This window comes from Mycoplasmopsis pullorum (assembly GCF_001900245.1).
Classification (GTDB): Bacteria; Bacillota_I; Bacilli_A; order Mycoplasmatales; family Metamycoplasmataceae; genus Mycoplasmopsis; species Mycoplasmopsis pullorum.
Map to the genome: position 1 here is coordinate 706,582 of NZ_CP017813.1, position 26,000 is coordinate 732,581.

The window sequence follows — 26,000 nt, forward strand, 5'->3', positions numbered from 1 at the left end:
AATCAACTTTTAATTTATAATTTTTTTATGCCTGAATATCCTGAAGTAACAGTTGTAACTAACACATTAAATAATCTAGTTAGTGGTAGAAAAATAATAAAAGTAGAAGTACGAAATAATAAATTTATTCGCAATGTTAGTGTTGAAGAGTTTGTCCAGCAAGTCCAGGGACGTACAATCAAAAATGTCCAAAACTTTGGAAAATTCATTGTTTTTAATTTTGATACGGACTTACGAATGCTATCACACTTGCGTATGGCGGGGAAATTTTATGTCTACGATTTAGAACTTGATAAAGACTTCTTATTCAATTTACATAATTACGTGTATTTTTACTTAGACAACCAAAAGGTCATGATTTATAATGATTCTCGTCAATTTGGTGGTTTTGAGTTAGTAGATGAAAGTGATAAAAGAAGCATTTATGAAATTAAAAAACTTGCTCAATTGCCTGGGGACATTGACGTTGATGAATTGTATAAAAAGCTGCAACGTAAAAATATTAGTATTAAAAGTGTTTTATTAGATCAATCACTAGTTTTAGGGATTGGAAATATTTATGCTGATGAAGCTTTATTTAAAAGTAAAATCTATCCAATGACTAAGTGCAATCAAGTATCTAAAAAAGAATTAGCGATTTTACTAAAAAATGCTCAAGAAATTATGGATCAAAGCATCAAGTTTGGCGGAAGTAGTGTCCACACCTATCAGTCAGTAAATTCGGCAAAAGGGACATTTCAAAATCAATTACGAGTTTACGGTCGTGCTGGGAAAGTTTGTTTAAGTTGCGGTAAATCTAACATTATCAAAGTTAAATTGGATTTTAAAGCTAATGGACGTGGTACCAGTTACTGTCCTAACTGCCAAAAAGAGGTGTAATGAAAACAGCAATTTTTGTTATTGATATGCTTAATGGTTTTAGCAAAAGCGGTGCATTAGCTTCACAAAACGTCAAAAACATTATTGATCCAATTGTCAATTATTTAGATAAGAAACACAACAATGCACAAGTGTTTTTTATTTGCGATGCACATTCAACAAGCGATTTAGAAATGAATCAATATCCAATTCACTGCTTAAAAGATAGTGAAGAAGCTAAAATTGTAAGTGAATTACAGCGATTTCAAAATAGTACAATTTTTTACAAAAATTCCACAAACGCTTTTCACCAAATTGATACTAAAATTTACGATAATTTTGACTCATTTGAACTAGTTGGATGTTGTACTGATATTTGTGTGTTGCAATTTGCATTAAGTTTAAAAACTTATTTAAACCATATTCATTCTGATAAAAAAGTGATTGTTTGGTCAAATTTATGTAGTACTTTTGACGGACCTAATCATAATGCAAAAACTTTTCATAAATTCGCACTTGAGTTAATGTTAAATGCTGGTATCGAAGTAAAAGAATATGTATAAAAGACAAGTGGTCGATTTGCATGGTTACCAAAGTGATGAAATTGTTGGGATTATTTATAATTTAATCTATGAGTTTCACAATGACGGTAACTTAGAATTATTATTTATCACAGGACACGGAAGAGGTGCTGTTAAATATACATTGTTAAACATATTAGAAAAAGAGAAAATTGACTATCAAGAAATTAATCAAGGTGGTGCTTTCTTAATAAAACCACAAATATATTCATCTTATAATTTTGCTGATTGAGACGATGAAGATGAGTGAGATGAACAAATTTCACAAAATGATTTAGACGTTATTTTCAACGAATATCTAAAAACAAAGGAGTAAAAATGAACAAAGAACAATTAAGAAAAAAATTAATTACATACATGGAAATTGAAGCTATGTCACGTTTCGAAGAGCCGGTAGTGGACGCTTTAAAAGAAAGTACTAAAGATTTAGGTTACGAGTATTCGTGGGATAAAATGGGGTCTCTTATCATGTTTAAGAAATCAAAAACTGAAAATGCACCTAAAGTTATGATTGCTGCACACATGGATGAAATTGGTTATCTTGTAAGAATGATCGATGAAAAAGGACAAGTGTTATTGTCCCCAGTTGGTGGTATTTGACCAACTGTAGTTGTAGGTACTAAAGCAAAATTAGTTACACATAGCAAAAATGAAGTGTTTTACGGTGTTTTTGGACACACATCAATTCACATTATGCAAAGCGAAAAAGTTACAAAAGCAATCACAAATAATGAAATTTATGCTGATTTTGGTTTTAAAAATAAACAAGAAGCGATTGAAAATGGTGTTGAAGTTGGTGACCGTGTTTATATTTCTGGTGAAACCATTCAATTTAAAAATGAAGATTTAATTGGTGGAAAAGCAATGGACAATCGTGCTGGTGTTACTGTTTTAGATTATGTTGCTCATAAATTAGCAAATAAAGATTTAGGTGTGGACTTGTACCTAGTAGGGACAGTTCAAGAAGAAGTAGGGACACGTGGAGCAAAAACATCTGTTAGCTTAATTAATCCCGACATTGCATTTGCGTTAGATACTACAAGCTCGCACGACACAATAGGGACAATTCCTGGGACAACCAAGTTATTCGGTGGAGCAGCTTTAAGAGTTGCTGACAGAGGGACACTTATGGATCCTAAATTGGTTGAATACGTGTACCATGTAGCAAAAGAAAATGAAATTCCTGCATATAAATTCGTTGCTGCAGGTGGTGGGACTGATGCGGCTGAATTACAATTTGCCAAAGGTGGAGCAGCTACATTAACATTAAGCATTCCGCAACGTTATCTACATTCTCCAATTGGAGTTTGTGCACTTAGCGATTTAATTGCGACTGGGGATTTGTTAGTAAAATTTGTTGAAAAAATGAACAAGAATGAATTTGACAAAATAAAGTATAATTAAAATGAATACTAAAATACGTTTTTAGAAAGGAACTCAATGATAGATGGATTAACATTTGGATTGACACTAGGTTTTTCAATTCTTGGTACAGTTATTTTAACTGGAATTGTTACTTTTTTAGTGACTAAAAAAATCTTTGAAAAGCAACTTCGTGAAAATCCGCCTATTACTGAAAAAATGATTAGAGTTATGTTCCAGCAGATGGGGCGTAAAGCTAGTGAAACACAAATTAAACAAGTAATGCGTTCAATGAATGCAGTAAAAGAAAAGAATTAATTAAGGACAAAAAATGGCAAATTTATTTGATAATAGAACTGAACAAGATCCAAAAGGATTCAATCCAAATACTGACAATCGACCAGTACCAGCTCAAGCTTCAGGAGTTGCAAAGTTTTTTTACTATCTTTTCTTTATAACAATTATTTTTATTGTAAAACATATTAGTTATTTAAATTGATTCCGTAACAAACAAAACGAAATTAACCAAGCAGCAAGTAACATCGATATTCAATTAACCAAAAGAAGTGAAACATTAACTAAATTATTTGAAACGGTTAAAGGTTATGCAAAACACGAAAAAGAATTATTTGAAAGCGTTGCAGAAATGCGTTCACTTTCAGGTAGATTAAACGTAGTTGACGAAGCTCAAGCAAATGATTTAAGAAGTGAATTAACTAGTTTAAACAACAATGTTTTTGGTAGATTAATGATGGTTTCTGAAAATTATCCTGAATTAAAAGCTAATACATTATTCCAAGAATTAATGGAAGAATCTACCTACATCGAAAGAGAAATCGCTGCTTCAAGAAGACTATACAACTCACAAGTTACACAATTTAACCAAAGATTGTTCGCCTTTCCAACGAACGTACCAGCAAGTACAATGAGACTTTCAACAATTCCACTTTATCAAGCTAGTGAATTACAAAGAAAAGATGTAGAAATCAAATTTTAGAAAGCACATTTGTGCTTTTTTTGTTATCATTTTAATATGAAAAATTTAGTACAAATTAAAATCGAAATTCCAAAGAATTCAAAGATTAAATACGAATATAACAGAAAAACACAAGAAATTGAAGTTGACCGTATTTTAAGAGGTGATTTTGTTTATCCATGCAACTACGGATTTATTCCTGAAGCATTAGATTGAGACGGTGATGAGCTTGATGTTTTATTATATTCATCAGAAACATTTGCTCCTGGTGTTAAATTAAATGCAAGAATAGTAGGAGCAATGAAAATGATCGACGATGGTGAAACAGATACTAAATTAGTTGCTGTTCACGCTGATGATTATCGTTTAGATCATATTCAAAAATTAGAAGATTTACCTTTACCATTTTTAGACACAGTTAAAACATTCTTTAGCACATATAAAAACTGAAAACGTCCAGGTATTACAAGTGTTGATGGTTTTGAAAATGTCGAATGAGCATTGAAAGAATATGACGAATGTGTTGAATTAATGCATAAATATGGATCATTAGATAAAAAAGATTTTCTTGCTAAAATGAAACAAGAACATCCAGAAAAATACCTTTAATAAAGCGACATTAGTTTAATTTTTAATTTAATAAACTAATGTTTATTTTTTTTATTTTTTATGTGGAACTAAAAGATAATTTCACGGATTTTAAAAGAAATTTTTTGAAATTAATTTTGCTTATTTTATAATATTATTATTCATTACAAGAGGTAAAAAATGAACAAAAATATAGAAAATAAATTAGTTTCTTCAATGCAAGCAATTGCTTTAGATTCAATTAATAAAGCTGGTCAAGGTCACATCGGAATGGCCATTGGAGCAGCTCCTATTACTTATTCATTAATCGGAAAAATTTTAAATTTTAATGCAAAAAATCCAAAATGAATTAATCGTGATCGTTTTGTTTTAAGTGCTGGTCATGGTTCAATGTCGATTTATTCAATCATGCACTTTATGGGATTACTTTCGGTTGAAGATATGAAAAACCACAAGCACCTACACTCAAAAACACCATCACATCCAGAAATTGATGCGAACGAATTTGTGGATGCAACAACTGGGCCTTTGGGACAAGGTATTGCAATGGCAGTGGGGATGGCTATTAGTCAAAGATATTTGCAAAAAGAATTTAATAGAGAAAAATTTGATATTTTCAACCACCATGTTTTCGCGCTGCATGGGGATGGTTGTCTACAAGAAGGGGTTGCATTAGAAGCAATTCAGTTAGCTGGGACACTCAACTTAGATCGTTTAATTTTAATTCACGACTATAACGCAATTCAAATTGATTCAAAAACTTCAGAAGTTAATAATATTGATTTTAAAAAATATTTTGAATCACAAAATTTTGCTGTTTTTGAAGCAAATACAAATGATTTAGATTCAATTATTAATGCAATTGAAGCTGCAAAAAAAGCAAATAAACCATCATACATTCAAGTTCACTCAGTTATTGCTCAAAATACACCAGTTGAAGGAAAATCAAACGGTCACAATGGTACACTTAAGAGTGACCAAACTCTTGAATTTAAACACAAAATTGGTTTAACAAATGAAGTTCCTTTCGAGTATGACGCTGATGTGTACGATTATGCACAAACTTTATGAGCAAACAAAGTTAAAAAATACAACGAATGAGTTGAAAAATTTGATGAATATCAAAAAGCTTATCCAGAATTAGCTAAAAAACTTAATTTAATTGTAAATAAGGAAGTTTCATACGATTTATCAGGTGTAGAATTTACTGAATCAAATGTTGCAACACGTAACTACATTGCAACAATTATGAAATATATTGATGCTAACTACAATAGTGTGGTTGGTGGTTCAGCCGACTTATTTGCTGCAACTAAAGTTGGATTTGCAAAGCAATTTGCAAGTGAATCAGGAGCAAATATTAAATATGGTATTCGTGAGTTCGCGATGGGATCAATTAATAACGGAATTAACTTAGATACAGGATTAAAAACAATTGATTCGACATTCTTAGCCTTTGCTGATTATATGAAACCAGCTTTAAGACTAGGCGCTTTAATGGAGCAACCAGCAATTCATGTCTTTACACACGATTCATATCAAGTTGGTGGTGATGGTCCAACTCATCAACCATTTGATCAAATTCCAATGTTAAGAGCAATGTCTAACTTAAAAGTTGTACGTCCATGTGACGAAACTGAAATGTTAGCTGCTTTCCAATATGCTTTAAATTCACAAAAGAATCAAGTTGCAATTATTGGATGTCGTCAACCAATCCCTTCATTTAACTTATTACCAAACCGTACACAATTAGAAGCAGCTTACGTGATTAAAGCTGCAGAAGATTTTGAAGTTTCATTATTAGCTTCAGGTTCAGAAGTTGGTTTAGCAGTTGAGGTTGCAAATAAATTGTCAAGCGAATTCAACGTTAAGGCACAAGTAATTTCTGTACCATTATTACAAGATTTAATTGATAATACTGAATTAGTACAAAAATTAAAATTAGACCAAAAACCAATGTACGTAATCGAAGCAACTAGTGACTCAATGTGATTTAGATTAAGCAAATACAATAAATTAGATGCACACTTATCTTCTGGATACGGATATAGTGAAGATGGTCAAAAAGTATATGAAATTAAAGGTTTCGAAGTTAATAATTTGACTAACAAAGTTTTAGAATTTTTAAAATGATAAAAAATAACTAATCTTACTGTAAAATAGTATTATTAGTTATTTTTTATTTATATAATAACATTTTGAATAGGAGAAATATGACAATAGCGATTAGTGGAATGACTAGTAGTGGAAAGAGTAGTTTGGTAGATAATTTAGCTCAGCATTTTCCAAACTCTTTAAAATTAAATGAATTCGATCCGAATGATGAGATGTTTAATACTATGTTAAAGTGACATTTAGATCACAAACCACATGCAACTTTAACTTTTGAAACTTACATTATGGCCAGTCACGTGCGTAATTTCCAAAAAGTACAAGAGGAATTTTACGCTCAAAAAATGGATCCAAAGCAAGATTTCATCTTTTTGGACCGTTTTTGTGTTGAACATTTGATTTTTGGTGAAGTTGCTTTTAGTAAAATTGATCCAGAAGCCTTAGGTGTTTATTTAGCTGCTTCAAACCAATTAATTAACAAAAACGTACTTCCTGATTTTGCAATTTTTCTTGATTTAAGTTTCGAAAATTTCAAAAAACGCCTCTTTACACGTAACCGTAAGAGTGAAATTGATAGTTGAAGCAGCAATGAAGAATATTGAAAAAAATTACATAGTTTATATCGTCCAACATTTGAAAGATTATGTAAGGAAAATAATATTAAGTACTATATTTTAGATACAAATAACTTAGATATTCAACAAGTTTTGGACAATACAATTACAATTATTCAACAACACAAAAATATTCAAAATAATTAGCAAAATTACATTTTGCTTACTATTTTTTATCTCTTGAAAAAAGTAAATAACTTGTTTTCGCTTTTTTTAAAATACACTATAATTTAAAAGCAATATTGACTTATTGCCTCTACTAGTGGGAGATACACAAATATCGCTAGACCACAATTATCGAAAGGATATTTTACATGGCAAAAAAAGAAATAGTTCGTGTTGCGAAGTTAGAATTTCTTGCAGGTCAAGCTAAACCAGGTCCAGCTTTAGCTGGGGTTGGTGTTAACATGCCAGAATTCACCAGAGCATTCAACGACGCTACTAGAGATCGTGGAAACGAACCAGTTCCAGTTCAAATTACAGTTTACAAAGATAAATCATTTGATTTTAAATTATTTACAGCACCTGCTTCATACAAAATTAAGCAAGCTGCTAAAATTCAATCAGGATCTTCAAATTCAAAAACAACTATTGTTGCAACAATTTCATTAGATCAATTAAGAGAAATCGCTGCATACAAATTACCTGACTTAAACACTGACGATGTCGAAGCTGCAATGCACACAATTGCTGGTACAGCAAAAAACATGGGGGTTTTAGTTGAGGGATGAGACGACATCGCTAAAGCTAAAGCGGCTGCAAAAGCTGCAGCTAAAGAATCAGCTCTAGCTGCAGCTAGAGAAGCTTCATTAGCCGCTGCACAAGAAGATTTAATTGAATCTAAAGGTAAAGATATTGAAGTAAATGCAATTCATGATGGTAAAGAAGGAGAGGAAGAATAATTATGGCTAAAAGAATTTCTAAAAACCTTAAAGCTGCACGTGAATCATTCGACCGTAGCCTTGCTTACGATTTAACAGAAGCGATTGAAATTGCTAAAAAAACTTCATACGCAAAATTTGATGCATCAATCGATTTAGCTTTCAACTTAAACTTAGACGTTCGTAAAGCGGATCAACAATTACGTGGAGCAGTTTTATTACCACATGGAACAGGTAAAAACGTTCGTGTATTAGTTGCTACAAACAATCCTGAAAAACAAAAAGCTTCTCAAGCTGCAGGAGCTGACATTGTTGTTGATGGACCAGCATTAGAACAAAAAATTAAAGAAGATGATTTTGATTTTGACGTTATGGTTGCTGATCCATCAATGATGCCTTTATTAGGAAAATACGGTAAAAAACTTGGACCTAAAGGATTAATGCCTAATCCTAAAACTGGGACAGTTACACCTACTCCTGAAAAAGCTGTTGAAGAACTTAAAAAAGGTAAAGCTAACTACCGTACAGACAAAGCTGGTATTGTACACTCATTAATCGGTAAAAAGAGCATGTCAACTGAAGCTTTAGTTGAAAATGCTAAAACTTTAATTTCATTAATTAGAAAATTAAAACCAGCTGCAGTTAAAGGTACATACATGTTAAACTTAACAGTTTCAGCATCTATGGGACCAAGTGTTAAAATTAAATTAGACAAATAATTTTAACAATTTTGCAAACTAAAATGATGAGCTTAAACTCATCATTTTTTATTTTTGAATCACCACATAAAGAGCATTATCACTAAATTCTTGAGCTGCTGGAGTTTCCGCACCAAATTCATCACGAGTTTTAATCATGATCGGTTTAGGTAATTCTGCAGCTGCGATTAATTCCATTAATTCGTCTATATTATAGTGACATAAGATGCCGTATTGATTATTTTCTTGTCAGAAACAATCTCCAATTTTTTCAATTAAAACTTCATTAGGATTAGTGTTTGCTAATTCTTGTCTTTGACGATTAAATCATTCTCTCTTTGCATCAGAATCATCTATCTGTGGTGCACTAAAAATTAGCAAACCGTGATCTTTAAGTGCTCGAAAGGCGTTTTGGAGAGACTTGATTTTATTAACTTTCCCCGGCATGGTCATAAGCGAGTTAAATGTGAAAAAGACTAAATCAAACTTATAATTCGTATAAGTTTCTTGCGTTAAATCACTAACAAAAAATTCAACATTTGGGACACTTTGCTCAAATTTTTGTCCCGCCGCAATCATTTTGCTTGAAATATCATAACCGTGCAATTTAAAATTTGGAAATTTCTTGGCACAATTAAAAGTAAAGCGACCAGTACCACAACCTAAATCAGCCACAAAAAGATCATTCCGATTCATGTGCTTTTGTGCAAATTTAATTAATTCTCGTTCCGCATTAATCATCCCGACATTAACATGCGAATCTAGATAATGTTGAATTACCTTTTCATTGTTGTAAACATCTGTAAAAAAGACAGTATCATTCTTAATTGTTTTCATTTTTATCCCTTTTATTGCACCTTATTTCTTTTCTTGAATTGGATTAATTGCGATTGAAAAACTAATTATAAACATTTGTCAAGTAATTAAAAATACAAATAAATAGACGACCGGAAAGAAAATTTGCATCGGATTAAGCCTTCATCATTTTCAATTATCTTTAATACTTTGTGCGATACTATTTTCAATGTTTAAACCTAAAAATGAGATAGTACCAATTAAGAAAATTATGTATCCCACTCTACGAGCAAAAAGTATCAAAATTTCAGCTAAAATTGCCGGTATTAAATGAATAAAAATTAATCTTAGATTGCTAATGTCATTTACCTTTAAAGCTATAATAAAGTCTTTTTTGAGTACATCAACACTCAATTCTCGTGCTCAGTACATTGCTCTCATGGTACCAGTAAAAAATATTAAACAGTAAATAATTGCGAGACCTGAACTAAGTGAATTTCCTTGGATTAAATTAAAAATTCATCCAATGATTATGATTAAAATATCTGGTAAACTAATCATTATTTTTTGTATTTCATTTAAGGTTTTGGTTCATACATTTTGCTTTAATGCCGTGTATGAACCAACAATTAAACCTAAACACATTTCGAAAATAAAAAGAGTTAAACATAAAAAAAGCGAGTAGAAAATTTTGTGAAGTGAATCGACTAAAACGTCATTACCGTTAGCATCAGTCCCTAGCATTGGGTATCTTAAATTTAGACTTTTTAACAAATCTGCAAATCTAAAGTTTATTACTTGACTCGAAAGATTTTCACTAATAAAATATTGAGCATCATAATTGTCTAATAATTCTTTAATTTTTTGATTTTTACCAATTAAACTTTTTTGAACGTAATCATTTCGTTTTAAAAAACTAACAATATTCTTATCTAAATCATAGTCTTTTAAAATTTGTAAATCACTATTTTTTCAAAATAAAGAAATGCAAGGAAGTACTAATAAAATCACCAAAATTATGATCAAAAATATGTTAATTTTTTTTCTGAAAAAACGACGCAGTGGACTTGTTTTTTGTGCAAAAGAGTAGTTTTGTTCCAACTTATTTTGTCTAAATTGAAATAAATTAAGATTCATTATTTACTCCTTTGTATGGTGAAATTATATATTTAACTATTAGAACAAAAATATAAGAAACTCCGTAAGTGAGCGATAATAAATATGTTAGTGCAATTATTGCATTATTTTCTTTTCAAGTAATGAGATGGTATAAATTCTTTCAAGTACCTGAAACATTAAAAAAGGTTTCTAAAAAGACGTTATTTACAAAAATGCCTGTAAATAAGAATGGAAAGATATTAATAATTTCACTTAAAGAGTTTTTGAGAGCATAAAAAATAAATATTTTAATTTTTGGTAATCCATTAAGTAGTGCAAATTTATAATATTCACTCGTTAAAACTTTAATGAATGCACTGCGAGATATTTGCATAATTCCAGCAAAATTTATTAACGTCATTATTATAATTGGTATTAAATATGAGATCATTTGGTCATTATTAAAATCTACATTAAACAAGAATCAGAGGGGATTACTATAATCTATGTTGATTGTCCCTCCTATTCAAGAACGAAAAATATTAATTAGCGGAATCAAAATGAATGCTGGGACACTCAAAAATAAAATAGCAAAAGAGTTGATGATGTAATCGGTCCCCTGGGTGCGTTTTTTAGCCGCTAAGTAACCTAATCAAATTCCTAGTATCATCGCAAATATAAAACTGACTAAGTTAATTTTATATCCAACTAAATTACGAGTTATTCAATAGTTTCAGATTCACGATTCAGATACACTTGTCACATCAAAGTCCCCAACAGTGGAAATTTGACCAAAATTAAAAGTGAGTGTTCGCAAAGTGTAAATTAGTGCTCGATGAATTGGAATATAATGCAACATATATTTGTCATAATATTCTTGTGCATTGATTAGTCCGGTATTTAATTTAATTAAATCTTCGATTTTCTTTGGTAGTGGAAAAAAGTAGGTTAAAAAATAATTCAATAAGAAAATGAAAATTAACAAAATAAGAAAAGTAAAAATTACCTTTTGAGTAATTTTTAAAAGGTAATTTTTACTTAGTGATTTTATAATCTTGTGGATATGCGACGTCATAGATAGGAATAACAATTTCTGTATTTTTATGTGTGATTAGAATTGAACGATTATCTAAGGATGTGATACTTTTGTCTAGATCGATATTAAAACTTCTTCAGGTATTTAACTCTCTTAATAATTCGGCAAGTTCTTCGTTTTTTGAAATACTTACAAAATAGCGTGCGAATTTTGACTGTTCAGCGATATTATCGATCACAAATTCTTTTTTCTCGATATCTCATTTGTAACCAACACCACCTAAACCAGTGTATGATCATCCTTTTTTATCGTTTTCACCTGATAATTCACCTCTTAAGTATAACATTCTTTCTTCGTATGAGTTTAAATGTGGTAAATCAGATCATTCTAGTTTACGATAATTTTGCTCTGTTCCTGTGTAATATTCGTTTCATTTAATGAAACCATCAGTTATTTTAGCTTTTAGGGTTTGTGAGAATTTGACCATCATAGGGAAGTGTTTTTTGAGTTTTTGGTCAACTTCATTATCATCAGATAATTCGGCAAATTTATATCACAAAGCAAATGGAGAGAGTCCAATTGCGTGTGTAATTTTATCTAAATAAGGACTTAATGAATCATATTCGTAGTTATAAACGATATTTTGAGCAATTGAGTTATTACCGTTTCCATTTGTAGAACCAATTACCGAATCAATGTCTTTTTGATTTTCTTTGATTACTAAAGTTGGTTCTAATCTCGTGTCTAATTCTTTGATTATATTAACAATTTCATTTGCACGCTTTTTCTCTTGAATATCTCAAATTCTGTTATTGTAAATAAATCATTTAATTTTTTCTGTAGCTGCAAGATTATTTTCTTGATAAAAGCGGTCCAATAATTCTTTCATGTTTCTTTGAATTAAATCAAAGTTTGAACTCTTGAAATTATTTGATGTTTCAGGTTGTAATTCGACTAAATCCCCTAAGTCATTGATTACAATTAATTTATTAATTAATTCAGCGGCATGACGAGGTGTTTTGTACTTACTTTCATTTTGGTCAATACCATTGAATTTAGCATCTGGAGCAGCATTGGTCAATCATAATTGTGATTTTAAATTTGTGTTCAACTCACTTAAATTTTGTCAATTAATTGCTGCATTGATTAATGTTCTAAAAGCAACCGAAGCATTTTCGAACACACCAGAAGAAATTGATTTTTTAGAATCAAATTCACCTTTAAAACCTTGTTGAATTTCTTCAATTGTTGCGCCATAGACTAATTTCGCGTAATTATTATTAAATGCTACAGCTTCATAGTCGACTTTAACTAAATTGTCCCCAGCTTTGAGATTTGGGGCAGGTGTAATATTAAATGCTGTATTACCAATGCTGTGTGCATTTTTATATTCTTTATAATAGTTGATGTTAACTTTATCTTTTTGAATTAATTCTTTTTCTTTATCGTTTAATTTTGAGTAATCTAAAATTAAATTTTTATTATTGTTAAAGCTACTTACTTGATCATCATTTGTAATTGAACCTTTTATGAATTCGAGAACTTTTGGAGCTTTAGTGTTTTGAATAATTCCAATATTTAAGTATTGATCATTAATTTCAAGGACTAATTTATTTTCATTTGATTTGTTTGAATTTGGAATGTAGTTACCAGCATAAAGGTTATTTTCTCATCCGTTAACTCCATAATAATAGGTACCAATTTTGCGAACAATACCTTGTCCATTTACTTTTACTTCTGCATTTAAGTCTGAATCGTCTTTAAGTAAAGTATTGATGTACTCACTTGGGGCTGCTGCAAACATTAATGATTTGATAAACATAATTTTTCAAAAATCTAAAAAGTTATTATTTACTGCATTCTCTTCTTTAATTTCAAAGGTTAATTTTCCATTTTCCAGAGCATTTTTAGCTTCAAAATTTTCATCAAATTCTAAAAACTTAGTTGAATTAATACCATTAATGTCAAATTGTTGATTGTTAGTAAAAAGTAAAGCACCGAAGCGATCAGTTTGATCGTTAAAACGTTTACGTGCAGCTGCATCACTAGCTAAAGCTTCGGTAAGTGTACCATTGTGTTCTCTTCTAACTCTTTGGAATTGTCCTGTGTAATAACTTCTTAAATATGAATATCAAAAGTCACGCGCGGATACTCTGAATTGAGTTTTTTGACCTTTGGTATCGCTTCAGTAGACGTTTTTACGGACTTCAATTTGCATTTTCATTGCATTTTTCATACTTTGTTCAAAATAAGCACTATTAATTGATTTTTGATTTGCTGAATAAAGTTTTTCAAATGGTTCGCTTGATTTTAGGATTGCTTTATTGGTTTGAGAGTCTAAACTATCAATTTCATCAGTATCAAATTCAACGACACTTTTATCTTTTAAGGTTAAAATGATTTTTGATGCTAGTTCTAACTTGTAACGGTAAAATCCGGGTTTGGTTACGTTTTGAGTCTCTTTATCATATTGCGGTGATGAAATTGTTTCATTTCTAAAAAGTATTGCAGCTGAAGCAATTTCAAGTTTTGAATTTGGATCGATCCGCGAGTCCAACATTGTCGAAGTATCTAAACTATAGTATTTTAAGTTAAATGATTCTAAATTGGTAGATAATGTAGTTTGTTTATTTTCGCAACTGATAACTGCTAAAGGTAATGTTGCTAAAGAACCTACAAAAAACGGTAATAGAATTTTATTTTTAAATTTCATAAATCTCCTTAGATTTGAATAAAAAAGCTATTTTATTATAATAAACATCATTTTAGTTTTGAGCATTTTTTGAATTAATTGCTAAAAGTGAAATATTATCTTATCTTTTAATTTGCTAAATAAAAAATTTTGAAAAAATTGCCATAATAAAGATGAAATACAACCGTTTTTACTTAATTGTCCCAGAGGGGAATGTCTACATGAAAAGTTATATTACAATTTATTTTGTTCGAACTTATGATTTTTCCAAAGCTTATGATTTCTTTATTTGTTATAATTCTTTTTATGGAAAATACAATGTATAACTCTTTATTAAAAATTAAAGAAAAATATGATGAAATGCAACAATTATTAAATGATCCTGAAGTTATTTCGGACATTAAAAAGTACACAAGATTGAACAAAGAAATTAACTCAATCGAAGATATTGTTGTTGCTTTTAATAAATACTTAAATGCAGAAATGAACTTGAATAATGCCAAAGAAGTTTTAATGACTGAAAAAGATGAAGATTTTATCGCACTTGCAAAATCTGAAATAGCGGAGTCTGAAACTATCATGGAGAAATTAAGTGACGAATTAAAAATTCTAATTCTACCAAAAGATGAAAATGATAACAAAGACGTAATCGTTGAAATTCGTGGAGCTGCTGGTGGGGACGAAGCTAACATTTTTGCCGGGGACTTGTATAGAATGTATACAAAATGATGTGACCAAAATAACATGAAATATAAATTATTAGATTCTACTACCGCTGAAGCGGGGGGATTCACACTAGTCACATTTTCCGTAACCGGGGAGAAACCATATTCAAAATTAAAATTTGAAAGTGGCGTTCACCGCGTGCAACGTGTCCCAGTGACCGAAACAAAAGGAAGAGTCCACACAAGTACTGCAACCGTTACGGTTATGCCTGAAATTGACGATACAATCGAAATTGAAATTAAACCAGAAGATATTAGAGTTGATGTTTTCCGTAGTTCAGGAAATGGTGGTCAATCAGTTAATACTACCGATAGTGCGGTGCGAATTACTCACTTAGCAACTAATATTGTAGTTTCATGTCAAGAAGGTAAGTCGCAAATTCAAAACCGTGAATTAGCACTTAGAATTTTAAAATCAAAATTATATGATTTAGAATTACAAAAAAAACATGAAGAAGAATCAGGATATCGTAAGTTAGCCGGTAGTGGAGCACGGAGCGAAAAAATTCGTACCTACAATTATCCACAAGATAGAGTTACCGATCATCGTATTTCATTTTCAACAAGTCTTTCACCAGTTATTGATGGTAAATTAAATCCTATTATTGACGCACTTTTAACCGAAGAACAAAACGAAAAAATCAAAGAAGCAGGTTTAGAATAAATGCCAACAGTTGAAGATTTATTGCTTGAAAAAAGACGTTATGGTTTACCTGAAGAAGTTTCTGAACATGAAAAGGAGTTGCTTAAACAAGATACTCCAGTTCAAAAAATTATTGGATATGTTGATTTAGCAAATGTACGTATTTTTTTGGATAAATACGTATTAATTCCTAGATATGAAACTGAAGAATTGGTCTTAAAAGCAATCGAAAAAATACCGCAAAATGCCAAAGTTTTGGACTTAGGTTGTGGTAGTGGTTTTATCGCAATTGCACTGAAAAAAAATCGTCCTGATTTGGAAGTTTATGCAACGGATATTAGTGATGACGCGTTAATTCAAACAAAACAAAATGCCTTAATTAATGGTGTGAAAATTAATGTTATGTATTCAAATCTTTTTTCAATGCTTAGAGACGAAGTTAAAGAGAAAAAATTCGATGTTATCATTTCAAATCCACCATATATTTTAGAAAGTGAAGTTTTACCAAAAAGTGTTATAAATCATGAGCCTTTTGAAGCGTTATTTGCACCTGATTATGGTTTGTTTTTTTATAAGAAAATTTTAGAAAATCGTAAAACTTTTTTAGAAAAAAATGGAATGATTTTTTTTGAAATTAATCCAATTCACGGTCAATATTGAGAAATCTTAAAATCGACTTTTAATCTTGAGCTTCTTAAAGACATTAATCAAAAAGACCGTATGGTGATTATTCAGTTAAATGATTAACGTTATTTTATCAATTAAATAATCTAAGAGTCCACATGTGACTCTTTTTTTGAACAAAATTCAAAATTAATTTTTTATTTCATTTTTACTATTTTTTCGCTTTATATAAATGGAGGTAAAAATGAAAATTAATGAACTCAAACCTGCTTCAAACAAAGATTTAGCTAAAATTGAACCAGGTTCAGCGCTTGTAACTTTTTTAAGTGCTATACCGCTTGTAGTAAATGCTATAGCACCAGTTGTAGGGTTAATTAAATCGACACTTTCAAGTGATGGAGAGATTAAAACTAAAGAAGCAACATTCAAATGAGATGATGCTCCGAAAGCTTCTCAAAAAACTACAGAAAAAATTTTGTTTTTTAATTAGAAAATATATAATTGAAACGTTACTTCGGTAACCGTTCTAAAAAGGTTTTCAAGCACAGCACCTTCAAGACGAATCAATTACTGAAAGGGTTTATTTACCTACTATGAAAGCAATCATTGAAACAGGTGGAAAACAACTTTTAGTTTCTGAAGAACAAACTATCTTTATCGAAAAAATCGAAGGTAAAGAAGGAGACGTAGTAAAATTTGATAAAGTTTTACTTGTTGACACAAAAATTGGTCAACCATATCTAGAAAATGCAGTTGTAACTGGAGTTATCGAAAAACAAGGTAAAGCAAAAAAAATCGTTGTTTACCGTCACAATGCGAAGTCTACTCACAAAAGAAAACTTGGACACCGTCAACCTTACACACGTGTAAAAATTACAGGAATTCAAGGATAATCTAAGAAATGGCACACACGAAAGCCGGTGGATCGACACGTAACGGTCGTGATTCACACAGTAAAAGACTAGGTGCTAAATTAGGTGATGGACAATTCGCAACAGCTGGATCAATTATCTACCGTCAAAGAGGTACAAAAATTTTTCCAGGTGTTAACGTAATGCGTGGTGGTGATGATACTTTATTTACAACAATTGATGGATATGTAAAATATGAAACTAGAAGAAACAGAAAATACGCTTCTGTTTATCCTGAAAAACAAAAATAGTCAGTTTTATACTGGCTATTTTTTTAACTTCAAATGTAGTTTTTCGACCAATCAATTGCGTCAAATTGAATATTTTCAACTTCAGAACATTTATTCGCACTTTCTTGATCTAAAAAACAAACTTCTTTGTTGTTGTCGATGAATTGTGAAATTAAATTGTAAATTTTTAGTTTTTTGTCCACATTGATAACAAATAAAATGTCCGAAAGTTGTGCGATTAAGCAGTTTCGAATTAAAAAATTGATTTTATAGCAATGTGTATTTGGTTTAAATGAACTCATCAATAATGAATTTTTTTGTTCGTTTGCTTTATTTTTAAAACCATTTGCTAAAACGGTAATCAATTTATGTTTTTCTAATATTTTTTCATTTGCAAATTTTTCAAATTTAGCAAAGTCAGACATTAAAAAGATGCAATTTGGATACCAATTTAAAATTTGCTCAAGTACTTGTTGCGAATGTTCATTTCAATTTGCTGCAACAATTGTAATGACTTTATTTTTGTGCTTCAACAAGTTTAAATCACCACTAAAATATAATTCTTTGAATGTCAAATTTTTGTTTGCCAACAAATAATATTGTTCGAACTCATTTGAGTTAATTTTTAAAATATTTGAATTTAAGTTATTTTTGATTTTTAATTCTGTACTCATTTTCTCTCCTATTATTAATATGCAACTTTTTACAATTTTTGAATATGAAAATATGTTTTCACAAATATGGAAAGTTTATGTGTTTTAAATAAAAAAGGAATAAAATTAAGTTGATAGAAAATTTTAATATTAAGGAGAAATATAAATGAAAAAAATGAAAGCATTCGTTGTTCGCTCACCAAAAAACTGAAGCGTAGAAGAAGTTGCAATTCCAGAACCAAAGGAAAAAGAAGTTCTTATTAGAATGGAAACAAGCGGAATTTGCCACACCGACTTACATGCAGCTAATTTTGACTGATTAGTTGAACCTAAATATCCATTAATTCCTGGACACGAAGGAATCGGTATTGTTGAAAAATTAGGACCTGGATGTACACACCTTAAAGTTGGAGACAGAGTTTGTTTGGCTTGATTACACGACGCTTGTGGACACTGTGAATACTGTTTAACAGGTAAGGAAACTCTTTGTGCAAACCAAAATATGTCTGCATATACAAAAGATGGATCATTCGCTGAATACGCAATTGGACACGAAGACTATGTTGGAATCGTACCTAAAGAATTAGACGTTATTACTGGTGCACCTGTTGTATGTGCTGGGGTTACAACTTATAAAGCAATTAAACAAGCAAAATTAAAACCAGGTGAATATGTTGCTGTTATTGGTGTTGGTGGACTTGGTCAATTAGCAATTCAATACGCAAAATCAATGGGATATAGACCAATTGGTATTGACTTAACAAACGAAAAAGTTGAATTAGCTAAAAAATCAGGTGCTGAATTTGCTTTTAACTCAAAAGAAGTTAATGCAGTTGAAGAAGTTATTAAAGCAACAAAAGGTGGAGTACACGCAGTTGTAAATACATCAGTTTCTACAAAAGCAGCTTACGATGGTATGAACATGTTAAGACGTGGTGGACGTCAAGTACTTGTTGGATTACCAGCTAAAGACTCATTAGGAAGAGATGAATTCCCAGTTTCAGTATTCTGAACAGTATTATTTGAACGTGAACTAGCAGGATCAATTGTTGGTACAAGAAAAGATTTAGCTGAAGCTCTTGACTATGCAGCTCGTGGAGAAGTTAAATCTGAAGTAACAAAAGTGGTGAAACTAGAAGAAGTTGCTGACATTTTTGAAAAACTTGAAAAAGGTGAATTTTTAGGAAGAGCTGTTATCGACTTTCGTAAATAATTAAAAGTTTTTTAAAACATAAGGTTTAAGACCTTGTGTTTTTTTATGCAAAAAGCAATTTTGAGCTCTAAAATTAACACTTTATTTTTAAGCAGCAAAAATTTTTCCAGCAATAAAAGTAACCATTGTACTTTTAGGATGAATTTTAAGAGTAAAAAATTATTTTTTATCATTTTTTCTCAGCAAAAAATTAACTTTTACTTTTGTAAGTATTTCCATTTTTGTCATTTAGAACAAAAACACTCAAATTACATTTTTGTATAAAAAGTTTATAATTTCAAAGAAATTGTTAAATATAATATTTCATCTTAGGAGAACACGAATGAGAATAGCATTTTTTGATGCAAAAGAATATGATAAAAAATATTTTGACGCCGTAAATAACGGAAGACATGAAATTGTTTATTTCAAAGAAAATTTAGGTATTGATACTGTAAAATTAGCTCAAGGATTTGACGCAGTTTGTGGTTTTGTTAATACCTATGGTGATAAATTTATTTTAGAATTATTAGCTAAATCAGGTGTTAAATTTTGATTGCAAAGATCGATGGGATACAACAAAGTTGACTTAGCTAAAGCTGCTGAAGTAGGAATCGAAGTTTTTAGAATTCCTAACTATTCAGCTGAATCAGTTGCAGAATTCGCAATGTCAGCTATGATGTCATTAAATCGTAAATTAATCGTTGCTTCACACCGTGTAAAAAACTATAATTTCTCACTTAATGGATTAGACGGACTTTGTGTTCATGGTTCAACCATTGGTGTTATTGGTGGTGGAAAAATCGGTCAAGCTTTCATCAGAATCGCCAAAGGGATGGGAGCAAAAGTTTTAGTATTTGATACATTCAACGAAACAAACTTCCCTTACTTAGCTGACCAATTAGGTTTTGAATATGCACCACTTACAAAATTATTAAAAGAAAGTGATTTTATTTCACTTCATGCACCTTTATTACCATCAACTCGTTACGTTATCGATGAAGACGCGATTGCAATTATGAAAAAAGGAGCAGTTTTAGTTAATACTGCTCGTGGTGAATTAATGGACATTAAAGCTGTTATTAAAGGTCTTAAAGAAGGAATTATTTCAGGATTAGCTTCTGACGTGCTTGAACGTGAAGAGGGACGTTTCTACGAAGATATCTCAGATAAAGCTGAAGAATACAAAAAAATCGATCCTGAATGAAGAGAATTACTTGAAATGGATAATGTTTTAATTACTTCTCACCAAGCTTTCTTAACAAACGTTGCTTTAACACAAATTGCTAAAATTACTTTAGATAATGCTGATATGGCTGAAAAAGGCGACTTCTCAAAAGCACTTAAATTATTAGAAAACGGACGTGTACAGAACGGATAGTAGAACGGAAAATATGGAAACTCAGAAAAAAAGTTTATCAAACAGGTTTAAAGATTCTTTTTATTTGTTTAAATTTGGAGCGAAAAATAGACCATTCGCTCAAGAACCTAAAAATGTAAAAACTTGATTAATTCATGCTCTTAGTGAATTTATCGGAACTATTTTTATTTCACTTGGATTAGCAGGTTTAAGTACTTATATTAATGGTGAAGCTGTTATTGAAGAGTACTTAGGTCACTTAATTATTGTTGGATTTTTTGCTGGATTTGTAATTGTTGGATTATGTTTATTTATTTTCTTAAGATGAAGCTGTGATTTAAACCCTGCTGTTACTCTAACAAGATGATTAAACGGAACTAATACAACACGTTACGCTTTAATGAAATTTGTAATGCAATTTTTAGGAGCTTTAGTAGCTGCAGCTATTATTTATGCTGCTGGTACATCAGCAGCAAAACACGGTTTACACAATGAACCAATCCAAGCTTTAAAAGCTGCAAGCAAGGATTTATTAGGTGAACAAAACAATGCTTCATTAATTGATGGTTCATTATGAATCTTCTTTATTGAGTTAGTTATGACTGCAATTCTTTTATTCCCTATCTTCTCACCAAATATTCGTGATGAATATCGTGATTTATTAATTATGTTCATTATTTCATTGGACGTATGAATGGGAATTTTAGGTGGTACTGCTGCAATTAACCCTGCACGTGGACTTGCACAACAATTACCATCATTGATTTTCCAACAAAAAGAATTAGCAACAAACAATTTAACTTTATCAGTGCAATACGGGACAATTGCAATGGTATTAGGAAGTTGATTATCACCATTCTTATACTTAGGTGTTGCCGGATTTACTAGAGAATTCGTTAACCCTTGAGTTGTTGGGATTATTAAATTCAAAAACACTAGATCTGAAAACATGACAACGCCAAATCAAAAGTAAATAAGTCGAAAAAGAAAATGTTGCAAATTAATCTTGCAACATTTTTTCTTTGTCTTTTAATCTAATTCAGCCACACCAGTGTAAAGTTTGTAGTAATTTTGTTTAAGTGCTAAAAGCTCTTTGTGTGTTCCTTTTTCGAGAATTTTACCATGCTCGAGAACCACAATTAAGTCTGAGTTTTTGATTGTGCTTAAACGGTGTGCAATCACGAAACTCCTGCGTTTCCCAGTTCCTAGTATAAAATTTAAAAATCAAGTCATAACAAAACTGTTTTTATGACAAAAATATGTTGAATTGAGTCAAAAAATTGCTTATTTGACATGTTTTTTATAAAGAAATAATAAAATTTTGGTATAAAAAGTTAAAAAAACATAGAAATTTATCAAATTTAACCAAGTTATTTATATTTTATACTATTTTTACTAGTAAATTTTAGTATTTTTATATATTTATTTTATAAATATATAGGTGTATAAAACAAGTAAAAATACCCTTAAGTGGGAAACGTAGGAAAAGTAAATAAGTCGAAAAAGAAAATGTTGCAAATTAATCTTGCAACATTTTTTCTTTGTCTTTTAATCTAATTCAGCCACACCAGTGTAAAGTTTGTAGTAATTTTGTTTAAGTGCTAAAAGCTCTTTGTGCGTTCCTTTTTCGAGAATTTTACCATGCTCGAGAACCACAATTAAGTCTGAGTTTTTGATTGTGCTTAAACGGTGTGCAATCACGAAACTAGTTCTTTGGTGCATTAAATTATCTAATGCTTGCTGAATTAATTTTTCTGTTTGAGTATCAATTGTACTTGTTGCTTCATCTAAAATCAACATCACTGGATTTAAAGCACTGGTGCGGGCAATTGATAACAATTGTTTTTGTCCCTGTGAAAGTCCCTCGGCTGAGTTTTCTAGAATTGTATTATAGCCATCGTGCAACATAGTGATAAAGTCATTTGCATTTGCCACTGTTGCTGCACTGACAATAACATTATCTTCACAATGATCAAGACCATACGAAATATTTTCGTTAACACTCTTACTAAAAAGTGAAGTATCTTGAAGTACTAATCCCATCGATTTTCTCAAGTCATCTTTGTTGATGTCTTTAATATCGATACCATCTAAATAAATGTGTCCCTCTGTGGTCTCGTAAAATCGACTTAATAGGTTAGCGATTGTAGTCTTACCTGCCCCAGTCGAACCAACTAAAGCCACTTTTTGTCCTGGTTTAACATCTAAGTTAAAGTTATCGATAATTTTCTTTTCTGGTGAGTAACTAAATGATACATTTTCAAATTTAACTGCCCCTAGTGCTGGTATGTAGTTAATTTGTTGTGTAACCTTGTCGCTCACTTTCCAGTAGAAGTCATAAAAGTTAGTATTTGAATTTGTAAATGATGAATCATTTTGAATTAATTGTTCTTTAGTTAATAATTTGACATTTCCATTTGATTCTTCTGGCGTTCTTTCAAGAACATCAACCACACGAGAAAATCCAGCAATTGCTAAACTAATTGAGTTTAATTGTTGTGAAACTTGTCCAATAGGTGCAATAAAACTTCTTGAGTATTGTAAGAAAGTAATTAATGTACCAATGCTAATGTTCATTCAAGTTGTCCCTCATTGGTTTTGATAGTAGAATAAAGTACCACCAATAACAGCCATGAGTGCAAAATTTACATTCCCCATGTTCATGAGCACGGGCATTATTATATTTACTCAAAATTTGGATTTATAATCATTTTCATAAAGTTTGTCATTTTTAACTTTAAGATTTTCGACTGATTTTTTTTCATAGTTAAAGACTTTAACAATCTTAATCCCCTCAATCATTTCAGTTAAATAACCATTAACTGTCCCCAGCGACGATTGACGTGCACTAAAGTATTTAATTGATTTTTTACCTAAGATTTGTGCTAAGAACATTAATATTACAACCATTAATAAAACTAAAATTGTTAAGAATCAACTATAGTAAATCATCATTACTAATGAAAATAAAATTGAGAATATAGCATTAAAGATTTGTGGAATACTTTGTGAAAGCATGTCCCTTAATGCATCGATATCATTAGTAAAAATACTTGTGATATTACCTTTAAGTTGCGTATCAAAGTAACCTAATGGTAATTTTTGAATGTATCCATAAAGTTGGTCACGCAATTTTTTGATAGTTCTGTGTGTAACTACCACTGCAATTTGGCTCGAAATCAATGAACAGGCAATTGATATTAAAAACATTGCACCAAGAATTAACATCGAATTTGTAAATCCTGTATTGTCGAAATTACCTGTAATAAAGTAAGGAACTAAATATTTTTCAAAAACAACATTTCCTAAAAATGATTGTGCGTAAATAAATATTCCAGATGATATGAAAATTGTTAAAAATACTAAGAAATAAGATACTTTGTTATATTTTCAAATGAATTTTAATAATTTTTTAAATGATCCAGATTTAATTGGTGGACGTTTTCTTTTTTTACTCATTATCGCCCTCCTGTGTTTGTGAAACATACAATCCATGATAGAATTTATTGTTTTTTAATAGTTCATTATGAGTACCAAAAGCTTCAATTTCACCATTATTCATAACAATAATTTTATCCGCATGCTCAATTGAATTGATTCTTTGAGCGATAATTAATTTAGTTGTATCTTTTAAATTTTTCTCAAACGCATTTTGAATTAATTTTTGAGTTCTATTATCCACTGCAGATGTTGAATCGTCTAAAATTAAGATTTTTGGTTTTTTAATCAAAGCACGAGCGATACATAAACGTTGTTTTTGTCCACCTGAGAAGTTATTTCCTTTTTCTTCAACAATTTGATTTAGTCCCTCGTCTTTTGAAAAGACAAAATCATAAGCAGCTGAGTTTTTAAGTGCAGTCTTAATTTCTTCATCGCTAGCACTTAAATTACCTCATTTCATGTTTTCTCTTAAAGTACCTTTAAATAAGGTATTTTTTTGTAAAACAATTGAAATTGCATCTCTTAAATTCATTAAGTCATATTCCTGAATTGGAGTACCTGCGATTTTTAATTCACCTTCGCTAATGTCGTATAAACGAGGTAATAATTGTACTAAAGTACTTTTTCCTGATCCTGTTTTTCCAATAATTCCAATTGTTTCACCAGAATTGATTTTTAAATTAATGTTTTTTAAGTTTTTTATATTCGTATCTGAATTATATTTAAACGATACATTGTTAAATTCAATTGAACCGTCTAAAATTTCTTTTTTACCATTTTGTGGTGAAGTAATTGATGGTTTTTCATTCAATACTTCTTTAATCCGGATTGAACTTTGATGAGCAATTGTTACCATCACAAATACCATAGAAGCTAACATCAGTGACATTACCACTTGTCACATGTATGAAATTAAAGCAATTAATTCACTTCATTCCATGTTGCGACTTACAACTGATTTAGTACCAACAAATAAAATTAAAAATGTTAGTCCATAAATAGTTAAGAATAATACTGGACTATTAAGTGCAACTAAACGCTCACTTTTTATTGAGATTTTTTTTAGCCTTGCAGTTAAGTTTTGAACCTCTTCTAATTCTTTTTCTTCTGTAACAAAGGCTTTAATTGTTTTTATTGCATAGATATTTTCTTTGATTTTATTGTTTAATCTATCATATGATTTAAGCATTTTACCAAAAAGCGGAAATGCAAAACCAATAATTAAGGATAACATAATTGTTAGTGCTAAAACAGCTCCTAAGAAAATGGTAGCCATTTTAGTATTAATTGTAAATGCCATTACAATCGCACCGACTAACATAATTGGTGCTCTTACTAAGGTACGAATAATTTGCATGTAAGCATTTTGTACGTTAGTAATATCATTGGTTAGTCTAATCATTAAACTACCAGTTGTATATTTATCTAAGTTTGAGAATGAAAATTTTTGAATGTTGGCAAACATATTCATTCTTAAATTACGTGCAATTCCAGCTGCACCTTTTGATGAGGCGATTCCACTTAAGACACCAAAAATAATTGATCCAATTGCTAAAGAAAATAAAATCGATCCTCATTTAAAGAGTTGAGCTAAAATGACTTTACCATTGCTTGTATCAAAAGAATCTTGAAGTAAATAAGCATTAACTTTTGGCATAAAAAGTTGAATTACAACTTCTAAAATAACAAAAAAAGCTGATAAAAATGATACAGTTCGATATCCTTTTGTTTGATCTCATCAACTGACACTTTTAATTTGATTGTAAATCACATCAACTTTTTTATCTCGTTTTGATCTCATCTTTCTCCTTTCGTTTTTTATAAATAAATTTTATATTTTTGATCAATTTAACTAGAAAATTCTTAATTTTTTGAATTTTGAATAAGTTATAATTTCCATCTTTTTTCTGTGCAAAAATAAATTTATACC

At 30.3% G+C, this 26,000-nt stretch carries 27 protein-coding genes; 19 read left to right on the forward strand and 8 right to left on the reverse strand.

Features of this window, described 5'->3' with window-relative positions; genetic code table 4:
• Positions 1–27: 27 nt before the first annotated feature.
• The 11 genes from mutM to rplA all read left to right on the forward strand — a co-directional run bounded on the left by mutM (position 28) and on the right by rplA (position 8,691).
• Positions 28–879 carry a bifunctional DNA-formamidopyrimidine glycosylase/DNA-(apurinic or apyrimidinic site) lyase gene (gene mutM / locus BLA55_RS02880; protein WP_073372589.1) on the forward strand — a complete coding sequence of 284 codons (852 nt, stop codon included), beginning with the start codon at positions 28–30 and terminating at the stop codon, positions 877–879.
• Positions 879–1,421: a cysteine hydrolase family protein gene (locus BLA55_RS02885; protein ID WP_073372590.1), complete on the forward strand. Its 543-nt coding sequence runs from the start codon at positions 879–881 to the stop codon at positions 1,419–1,421. Before mutM ends, BLA55_RS02885 begins: the two co-directional genes overlap by 1 nt.
• Positions 1,414–1,755 (forward strand): Smr/MutS family protein, encoded by a 342-nt coding sequence (locus BLA55_RS02890; RefSeq protein WP_073372591.1) that lies wholly within the window; start codon positions 1,414–1,416, stop codon positions 1,753–1,755. Before BLA55_RS02885 ends, BLA55_RS02890 begins: the two co-directional genes overlap by 8 nt.
• Before the next feature lie 2 nt (positions 1,756–1,757).
• The gene (locus BLA55_RS02895; RefSeq protein ID WP_073372592.1) at positions 1,758–2,843 is read left to right on the forward strand and encodes a M42 family metallopeptidase; all 1,086 of its coding nucleotides are present in this window, start codon (positions 1,758–1,760) and stop codon (positions 2,841–2,843) included.
• A gap of 36 nt (positions 2,844–2,879) precedes the next feature.
• A complete protein-coding gene (locus BLA55_RS02900; RefSeq protein WP_073372593.1) occupies positions 2,880–3,119 on the forward strand; it encodes a YneF family protein in 240 nt (79 codons plus the stop codon).
• 13 nt (positions 3,120–3,132) lie between these two features.
• Positions 3,133–3,798 (forward strand): LemA family protein, encoded by a 666-nt coding sequence (locus BLA55_RS02905; RefSeq protein WP_073372594.1) that lies wholly within the window; start codon positions 3,133–3,135, stop codon positions 3,796–3,798.
• Positions 3,799–3,834: 36 nt separating this feature from the next.
• Positions 3,835–4,386, forward strand: coding sequence for an inorganic diphosphatase (locus BLA55_RS02910; RefSeq protein ID WP_073372595.1), 552 nt, complete (start codon positions 3,835–3,837; stop codon positions 4,384–4,386).
• A gap of 159 nt (positions 4,387–4,545) precedes the next feature.
• Positions 4,546–6,501 (forward strand): transketolase-like TK C-terminal-containing protein, encoded by a 1,956-nt coding sequence (locus BLA55_RS02915; protein WP_073372596.1) that lies wholly within the window; start codon positions 4,546–4,548, stop codon positions 6,499–6,501.
• Between the two features lie 77 nt (positions 6,502–6,578).
• Positions 6,579–7,238, forward strand: a complete 660-nt coding sequence (locus BLA55_RS02920; RefSeq protein ID WP_073372597.1) for a deoxynucleoside kinase — start codon at positions 6,579–6,581, stop codon at positions 7,236–7,238.
• A gap of 167 nt (positions 7,239–7,405) precedes the next feature.
• Positions 7,406–7,993 (forward strand): 50S ribosomal protein L11, encoded by a 588-nt coding sequence (rplK, locus tag BLA55_RS02925; protein WP_073372598.1) that lies wholly within the window; start codon positions 7,406–7,408, stop codon positions 7,991–7,993.
• A 2-nt stretch (positions 7,994–7,995) separates the two neighbouring features.
• Positions 7,996–8,691: a 50S ribosomal protein L1 gene (rplA, locus tag BLA55_RS02930; RefSeq protein ID WP_073372599.1), complete on the forward strand. Its 696-nt coding sequence runs from the start codon at positions 7,996–7,998 to the stop codon at positions 8,689–8,691.
• Positions 8,692–8,739: 48 nt separating this feature from the next.
• Here the strand turns inward: rplA and BLA55_RS02935 are convergent, their stop codons facing one another.
• The 4 genes from BLA55_RS02935 to BLA55_RS02950 all read right to left on the reverse strand — a co-directional run bounded on the left by BLA55_RS02935 (position 8,740) and on the right by BLA55_RS02950 (position 14,312).
• A complete protein-coding gene (locus BLA55_RS02935) occupies positions 8,740–9,507 on the reverse strand; it encodes a class I SAM-dependent methyltransferase (RefSeq protein WP_073372600.1) in 768 nt (255 codons plus the stop codon).
• Positions 9,508–9,528: 21 nt separating this feature from the next.
• Complete coding sequence (locus BLA55_RS02940) at positions 9,529–10,602, reverse strand: hypothetical protein (protein WP_073372601.1); 1,074 nt, start codon at positions 10,600–10,602, stop codon at positions 9,529–9,531.
• Positions 10,592–11,527: an ABC transporter permease subunit gene (locus BLA55_RS02945; protein ID WP_167542432.1), complete on the reverse strand. Its 936-nt coding sequence runs from the start codon at positions 11,525–11,527 to the stop codon at positions 10,592–10,594. Before BLA55_RS02945 ends, BLA55_RS02940 begins: the two co-directional genes overlap by 11 nt.
• Before the next feature lie 70 nt (positions 11,528–11,597).
• Positions 11,598–14,312, reverse strand: coding sequence for an OppA family ABC transporter substrate-binding lipoprotein (locus tag BLA55_RS02950; RefSeq protein ID WP_073372603.1), 2,715 nt, complete (start codon positions 14,310–14,312; stop codon positions 11,598–11,600).
• A gap of 285 nt (positions 14,313–14,597) precedes the next feature.
• Between BLA55_RS02950 and prfA the strand changes: the two genes are divergently transcribed.
• The 5 genes from prfA to rpmA all read left to right on the forward strand — a co-directional run bounded on the left by prfA (position 14,598) and on the right by rpmA (position 17,445).
• Positions 14,598–15,680 (forward strand): peptide chain release factor 1, encoded by a 1,083-nt coding sequence (gene prfA / locus BLA55_RS02955; RefSeq protein WP_073372773.1) that lies wholly within the window; start codon positions 14,598–14,600, stop codon positions 15,678–15,680.
• Positions 15,681–16,406 carry a peptide chain release factor N(5)-glutamine methyltransferase gene (gene prmC, locus BLA55_RS02960; RefSeq protein WP_073372604.1) on the forward strand — a complete coding sequence of 242 codons (726 nt, stop codon included), beginning with the start codon at positions 15,681–15,683 and terminating at the stop codon, positions 16,404–16,406.
• 121 nt (positions 16,407–16,527) lie between these two features.
• The gene (locus BLA55_RS02965) at positions 16,528–16,773 is read left to right on the forward strand and encodes a hypothetical protein (RefSeq protein WP_073372605.1); all 246 of its coding nucleotides are present in this window, start codon (positions 16,528–16,530) and stop codon (positions 16,771–16,773) included.
• Positions 16,774–16,876: 103 nt separating this feature from the next.
• On the forward strand, positions 16,877–17,176 hold the full coding sequence (rplU, locus tag BLA55_RS02970) for a 50S ribosomal protein L21 (protein WP_073372606.1): 300 nt from the start codon (positions 16,877–16,879) through the stop codon (positions 17,174–17,176).
• An 8-nt stretch (positions 17,177–17,184) separates the two neighbouring features.
• Positions 17,185–17,445, forward strand: coding sequence for a 50S ribosomal protein L27 (gene rpmA / locus BLA55_RS02975; RefSeq protein WP_073372607.1), 261 nt, complete (start codon positions 17,185–17,187; stop codon positions 17,443–17,445).
• 23 nt (positions 17,446–17,468) lie between these two features.
• On the opposite strand, the gene BLA55_RS02980 is transcribed toward rpmA, so the two are convergent.
• Positions 17,469–18,098, reverse strand: a complete 630-nt coding sequence (locus BLA55_RS02980; RefSeq protein ID WP_073372608.1) for a DNA-processing protein DprA — start codon at positions 18,096–18,098, stop codon at positions 17,469–17,471.
• Between the two features lie 154 nt (positions 18,099–18,252).
• On the opposite strand from BLA55_RS02980, the gene adhP reads away from it, so the two are divergent.
• From adhP to BLA55_RS02995, 3 genes are all read left to right on the forward strand, one after another.
• Positions 18,253–19,290, forward strand: a complete 1,038-nt coding sequence (adhP, locus tag BLA55_RS02985; protein WP_073372774.1) for an alcohol dehydrogenase AdhP — start codon at positions 18,253–18,255, stop codon at positions 19,288–19,290.
• A gap of 322 nt (positions 19,291–19,612) precedes the next feature.
• On the forward strand, positions 19,613–20,650 hold the full coding sequence (locus BLA55_RS02990; RefSeq protein WP_073372609.1) for an NAD(P)-dependent oxidoreductase: 1,038 nt from the start codon (positions 19,613–19,615) through the stop codon (positions 20,648–20,650).
• A 13-nt stretch (positions 20,651–20,663) separates the two neighbouring features.
• The gene (locus BLA55_RS02995) at positions 20,664–21,602 is read left to right on the forward strand and encodes an aquaporin (protein WP_157089916.1); all 939 of its coding nucleotides are present in this window, start codon (positions 20,664–20,666) and stop codon (positions 21,600–21,602) included.
• 56 nt (positions 21,603–21,658) lie between these two features.
• Here the strand turns inward: BLA55_RS02995 and BLA55_RS04290 are convergent, their stop codons facing one another.
• The 3 genes from BLA55_RS04290 to BLA55_RS03005 all read right to left on the reverse strand — a co-directional run bounded on the left by BLA55_RS04290 (position 21,659) and on the right by BLA55_RS03005 (position 25,871).
• Complete coding sequence (locus BLA55_RS04290; protein WP_167542420.1) at positions 21,659–21,811, reverse strand: hypothetical protein; 153 nt, start codon at positions 21,809–21,811, stop codon at positions 21,659–21,661.
• A gap of 366 nt (positions 21,812–22,177) precedes the next feature.
• A complete protein-coding gene (locus BLA55_RS03000) occupies positions 22,178–24,088 on the reverse strand; it encodes an ABC transporter ATP-binding protein (protein WP_073372610.1) in 1,911 nt (636 codons plus the stop codon).
• Entirely contained in the window at positions 24,081–25,871 is a 1,791-nt protein-coding gene (locus BLA55_RS03005; RefSeq protein ID WP_084107660.1) for an ABC transporter ATP-binding protein, read from the reverse strand. Before BLA55_RS03005 ends, BLA55_RS03000 begins: the two co-directional genes overlap by 8 nt.
• Between the last annotated feature and the right edge of the window lie 129 nt (positions 25,872–26,000).